The sequence below is a fragment of the Variovorax sp. GrIS 2.14 genome, from assembly GCF_046115955.1.
GTDB lineage: Bacteria > Pseudomonadota > Gammaproteobacteria > Burkholderiales > Burkholderiaceae_C > Variovorax.
Map to the genome: position 1 here is coordinate 1 of NZ_JBJXIA010000064.1, position 4,958 is coordinate 4,958.

Genomic DNA, 4,958 nt, shown 5'->3' on the forward strand with positions numbered 1-4,958 from the left:
CTGCGTTGGTTCATGTCCGTTGCCCTCGTAATCTGGTCCTCTCGTGCATGCACGAGGCGTGCCGGGATCGATCAATTGATCAGCGTCTCCCTAGAGCGCACTTCACTAGGTAGTCAAATGAAGCGCCAATGTCGAGAGTGCTATCGAAATCGCGGCTTGTTCAACATTGCCTTAACTTTTTTGACTCCACCAGCGTTCCCTTCATTACGTCATTGACATAGACCAGTTTGTCGCTCGGCGTGAGGTCGCTTTCGAACAGATCGATGACTTTGAAAGGCGGTCCAGCCGGCACAATCTTGACTTCATGCTGCACCTCGCCCAAGTCACCATCGTTCGATGGCTCGATCTTGACCTGTTCGCCCTTGTCAAGATTTAAGTCTGGACCGCCAATGTTCTTGATCGCGTAGGCCGTCAGCCGTAGCGCCGCAAGATCCACGTCCTCGCAACTACGACCGAAACTCGGTAAGGGGTACAGCAACCGGAAGAAGATCGGGCTCCGTATCGAAACAGCGACCTTGGCCATGGGAGCCGTTGTCCGACAACACACGCCGCGGCTATCCCACCAGACGTCCCGCACGCGAACCTAAGGTTTGTCCTTTGCACAGGGACAACGAAATGATTAAAGCGCACGGTTATGCCACGCACCACTCCTTCAGTCGCCTCAAGCTGTTGGACTTCGAACGCGAGGAAGCCGGTCCGCGCGAACTCGAGATCGATGTTCTCTTTTGCGGCGTATGCCACTCTGACGTGCACCAGGCCAAAAACGAATGGTCTAACACCGTGTACCCGTGCATGCCAGGCCATGAGGTGGTCGGCAAGGTCCGCAAGGTTGGTCCTGGTGTAACGCGCTTTAAGGTTGGCGACGTCGTTGGCGTGGGCTGCATGATCGATAGCTGCCGGGTGTGCGCGCCGTGCAAGGCCGGCGACGAGAACTATTGCGAAGGTCCCAATAGCTGGCTGGCCACTTACAACGGTCCGATGGTATCGGCCGAGATGGCACCGACTAAGAAAAACATGTACGGGCGCGACAACACTTACGGCGGCTATTCGGACGTGCTGGTCGTCAAAGAAGATTTCGCGCTCCGAATACCCGACGCACTCAAGCCCGAAGTGGCTGCGCCGATATTGTGTGCCGGCGTCACCACCTATTCTCCGATGAAGCACTGGAAGGTCGCTCCGGGCCAGAAGGTGGGCATCATCGGCTTCGGTGGGTTGGGAAATTTGGCCGCGAAGATTGCCAAGGCCATGGGCGCCCAGGTGACGGTATTCACCACAACCGAAGAAAAAATAGACGAGGCAAAGCGACTCGGCGTCGATGGCGTGAAGGAGGACGACAAGAAAGCGCTTGCGGCACTAAAATTGAGCTTCGACTTTATGCTCTCGACCATCCCCGAAAAGCACAACGTAAATCCGTTTATTGCATTGCTGAAACGCGATTGCACTCTTATAGTGGTTGGAGCGCTTGAGCCTTTGTCACCTGTCAATAATCAGGAAGTCGCCTTCCATCGGAAGTCCGTGGCCGGCTCGCTCATCGGCAGCCTCGCAGACACGCAGGAGGTGCTGGACTTTTGCGCTAAGCACGGCATCGGACCTGATATCGAAATCATCTCCATCCAGGAGGTAAACGATGCGTACAAGAAAATCGAGGACGGTGACGTACGTTTTCGCTACGTGATCGATATGGCCTCGCTTAAAACCGAATCCGCAACCTAATCCTTAAGATCAAGTGCGACGGCTGACCTCGCCCCCGAAAAACGTTCCCCTTGCTGGAAGCTCACCGAAGCTAACAGCAAGGCCGCGAGCGCAGAGCAGATGGAAATTAGCCGGCTGCGAGCCGAGCCGGCTACAAAGAGCAGGTACAACGCGTCAACTTTTGGGGAAGTTGGCGGCCGACGCTGAAGGTGTTACGGCCGTACTGGCAGCGTCCTTAACAGGGTGTGGAAATACTCCTCTCTAAAGCGAGTCATTTTTTCCGGCAAGACTCGCTTTTCACATAGTGCAGTGAGCAGCGATTCCGGAAGCGGTTCACGCCGATTTTGGGGTGTTTTGCGATCCTCTGATTGCCTCAGAGCCCCTGGGGACGGACTTGTCCTAACGAACGCATGGCGTCAGGTTGTAGGCCGTCGTCGTCAGCACGAACAGCTGGTCCACGCGCTTGAGTCCACGCACCATCACCTGACGAATTCCACCCACCGTCTTGGCCCAGCCAAAGCCCTGCTCGATGAGCTTGCGCTGCGACAGCGCATAACCCTCGCTCGCCGCGATGGCATCGGGCACGGCTGAGCGCCGCCCGGAAGTGTTCTGTGCCACGTGGGGGATCACGCCCATGTCCCGGCATGCCTGGACGAACTCCTGCGCGTCGTAGCCTTTGTCCGCACCGAGCGTGACTTCAACATCCGGACTTGCGGTAGCTTGACGGGCATCCCTGATCATGACCTTGGCCGCTTCGCGTTCGGCAAAGCCGTCGGCTTGTGTGACCATCACGTTGGCGATCAGGCCGTGGCGGTTGTCCGAGAGGGTGTGGCCCATGTAGCGCATCTGGCTGGCGGTCTTGCCCTTGCGGTACAGCCTCGCATCTCCATCGGTGCGCGATGTGTGGGTGTCGTTGCTGCGGGTCTGACCCTTGAAGCTGGTGCTACCGGTCGCGTTGTCGCCGGCATCATCAGCGTCGCCGCCATCCTTGCGCGCGAAGCTGCGGTGGCTGGCCCACGCTTGGATGAGAGTGCCATCGACGCTGAAGTGCTCGCCCGACAGCCAGCCCTTGCCATCGGCCGTCTCCAGGATGTGGTTGAACAACTCGATGACCGCATCGTGCGCAATGAGCCGCTCGCGGTTCTTCGTAAAGACGCTGGGAACCCAGACCGCATCGTCCATGGCGACGCCGACAAACCAGCGATAAAGCAGGTTGTATTGGGTCTGCTCCATGAGTTGGCGCTCCGAGCGCACGCTGAAGAAGACCTGCAGCAGCATCGTTCGCAGCAGCTTCTCTGGAGCGATGCTGGGGCGCTCGCCCTTGATGTCAGCCTCGTATATGCCGGCAAACAAGTCATCCATCTTGATCAGCGCTTCGTTGACCATCGAGCGGATCGGGTGCAGCGGATGGTCTGCCGCAACGAAGTCCTCAAGCTTGCGCATGGTGAACAGACTCTCGGTGAAGGTATCGGCGCCGCGCATGGTCTTGGGTCTGTTCTCGAGTGAGGAAACGATCACTGATCAACGTTCGAGGAACAGCGGATGTCGACAACGGGCGGAGAGTATTTCAGCAGCCTGTTAGACGAAGCTCTGGGACAACGGTGCGGCAATCCAATTGAGGTTGACGACGAATCTGGCGGTCGCCGAAACAGTTGTGGCGTTTTCTTCAGGAGCGCACCGCATCAAGCTGCCGGAACGCACAAGCAGCCCGTCCACCGAGGATCTTGTTGCCCGCCCCCTTGATGAAGTTCCCGCCCCAATGGCCAAACATCACACGGTCGTAGATCTGGGCCGCGTGCACGTGGATGCTGACTATCTCGGGGAGCTGGTTGCGCCTGTCAAAGCCGCGCGTGCACGGCAAGCGTGGAAGCCGGGAACTAAGTCACTGATGAGGCACCGTTGGCGCTATTTGCTCTTGCGAACAGCTCACTGCAGTCAGATACTCCAGCTCAGGATATTTCTTTTGAAAAGCCGTGGTCGCATGAAGCTTCACCAACACGCCGCAGCCGCAGCCGCAGCCGCCAATGAAGATAAGCGGTCTTCGACCGATTTGGAGCTCGACGCACTGCGGTCGCAGAATCTGGCGATGCGACAAGAGCTCGATCTTTTACGCGACGCCTTCGAGCGAATTCCGCACGGCATGTGCGCCTTTGACAGCAACGACACTCTCGTGCTGGCCAACGCCCACTACCGCAAGATTTGGAACCTGCCGCCGGAGGTAGTGCGCCCGGGTGTAACCTTTCGCCAGATCATGGACGCGACGCCGGGCCGGGAATCGATCGCAAGCCTCCAGCGGCCGCAGCCCCTTGCAGGCAGCGAAGGCATGCGTTGGCGCGAGTGGCAACTCGAGGACGGCCGCATCGTCGAGATCGCCGTCTCACGCTTGGCAGACGGCAGTTGCGTCGCGCTTCATGAAGACGTGACTGATCAGCGAAAGGCCCAAGAGCGCATCAGCTTTATGGCCCGGCACGATCTGCTCACCGGTCTGCCAAACCGCGGCGTGCTTCGGGAGGAACTGGAGCGCGGACTTGCCGCCACCTGTTGCGGCGGTACGGTGGCGTTGCTGTGCCTCGACCTGGACCGTTTCAAGCCGGTCAACGACACTTTTGGCCATGGTGCGGGCGATGCGCTGCTCAAACAGGTGGCCGAGCGGCTGCGCGAGTGCGTGGGCGAGACCGATATTGTGGCGCGGGTGGGCGGTGACGAATTCGCCGTAGTGCAGCGCGACGCCGTTCAGCCCAAAGGCTCCGACCACCTAGCTCGACGGATCATTGACGTGCTGACTCGGCCCTTCGATGTGGAGGGCCACGTGGTTCATATCGGCACAAGCGTGGGCATTGCGGTGGTGCCAGGCGATGGCGAGGACAGCGAAACCCTGTTGCGCCAAGGGGACCTGGCCTTGTATCGGGCTAAATCCGATGGCCGCGGCCAGATGAGATATTTCGAGGCGAGCATGAATGAGGGTTCTGTCGCGGTAAGCCGCTGCAGCTAAGCTGAGGCGAGACTGACAACGGGATGAAGGCGATGATCAAGGCGTTGCGCAAGGTAATCAAGCGGGCGCACTATCCGCTTGAAATCATGCTGACCTGTGTGCGCTGGTACGCGGCTTACCCGCTGAGCTTGCGCCCCATTGAGGAGATCATGGCCGAACGCGGAGTCGTCGTTGATCACGCCACCGTGCACCGCTGGGCGATCAAAATCCTGCCCGTGCTGGCCGCCGTGTTCCGACGGCACAAACGCCCTGTTGGCACGAGCTGGCGGATGGA

General features: G+C 59.0%; 3 protein-coding genes and 2 pseudogenes. 3 read left to right on the plus strand and 2 right to left on the minus strand.

Features of this window, described 5'->3' with window-relative positions; genetic code table 11:
• Positions 1-160: 160 nt before the first annotated feature.
• On the minus strand, positions 161-523 hold the full coding sequence (locus RCH10_RS27230; protein WP_409054794.1) for a hypothetical protein: 363 nt from the start codon (positions 521-523) through the stop codon (positions 161-163).
• Positions 524-615: 92 nt separating this feature from the next.
• Here RCH10_RS27230 and RCH10_RS27235 point away from each other — a divergent pair, with 92 nt between their 5' ends.
• Positions 616-1,713, plus strand: a complete 1,098-nt coding sequence (locus tag RCH10_RS27235) for an NAD(P)-dependent alcohol dehydrogenase (RefSeq protein WP_409054795.1) — start codon at positions 616-618, stop codon at positions 1,711-1,713.
• A 352-nt stretch (positions 1,714-2,065) separates the two neighbouring features.
• Here the strand turns inward: RCH10_RS27235 and RCH10_RS27240 are convergent.
• Positions 2,066-3,174, minus strand: a pseudogene (locus RCH10_RS27240) (IS5 family transposase).
• A gap of 139 nt (positions 3,175-3,313) precedes the next feature.
• On the opposite strand from RCH10_RS27240, the gene RCH10_RS27245 reads away from it, so the two are divergent.
• Positions 3,314-4,684 carry a diguanylate cyclase domain-containing protein gene (locus RCH10_RS27245; protein ID WP_409054796.1) on the plus strand — a complete coding sequence of 457 codons (1,371 nt, stop codon included), beginning with the start codon at positions 3,314-3,316 and terminating at the stop codon, positions 4,682-4,684.
• 23 nt (positions 4,685-4,707) lie between these two features.
• Positions 4,708-4,958 (plus strand): annotated as a pseudogene (locus RCH10_RS27250) (IS6 family transposase); the annotation flags it as partial.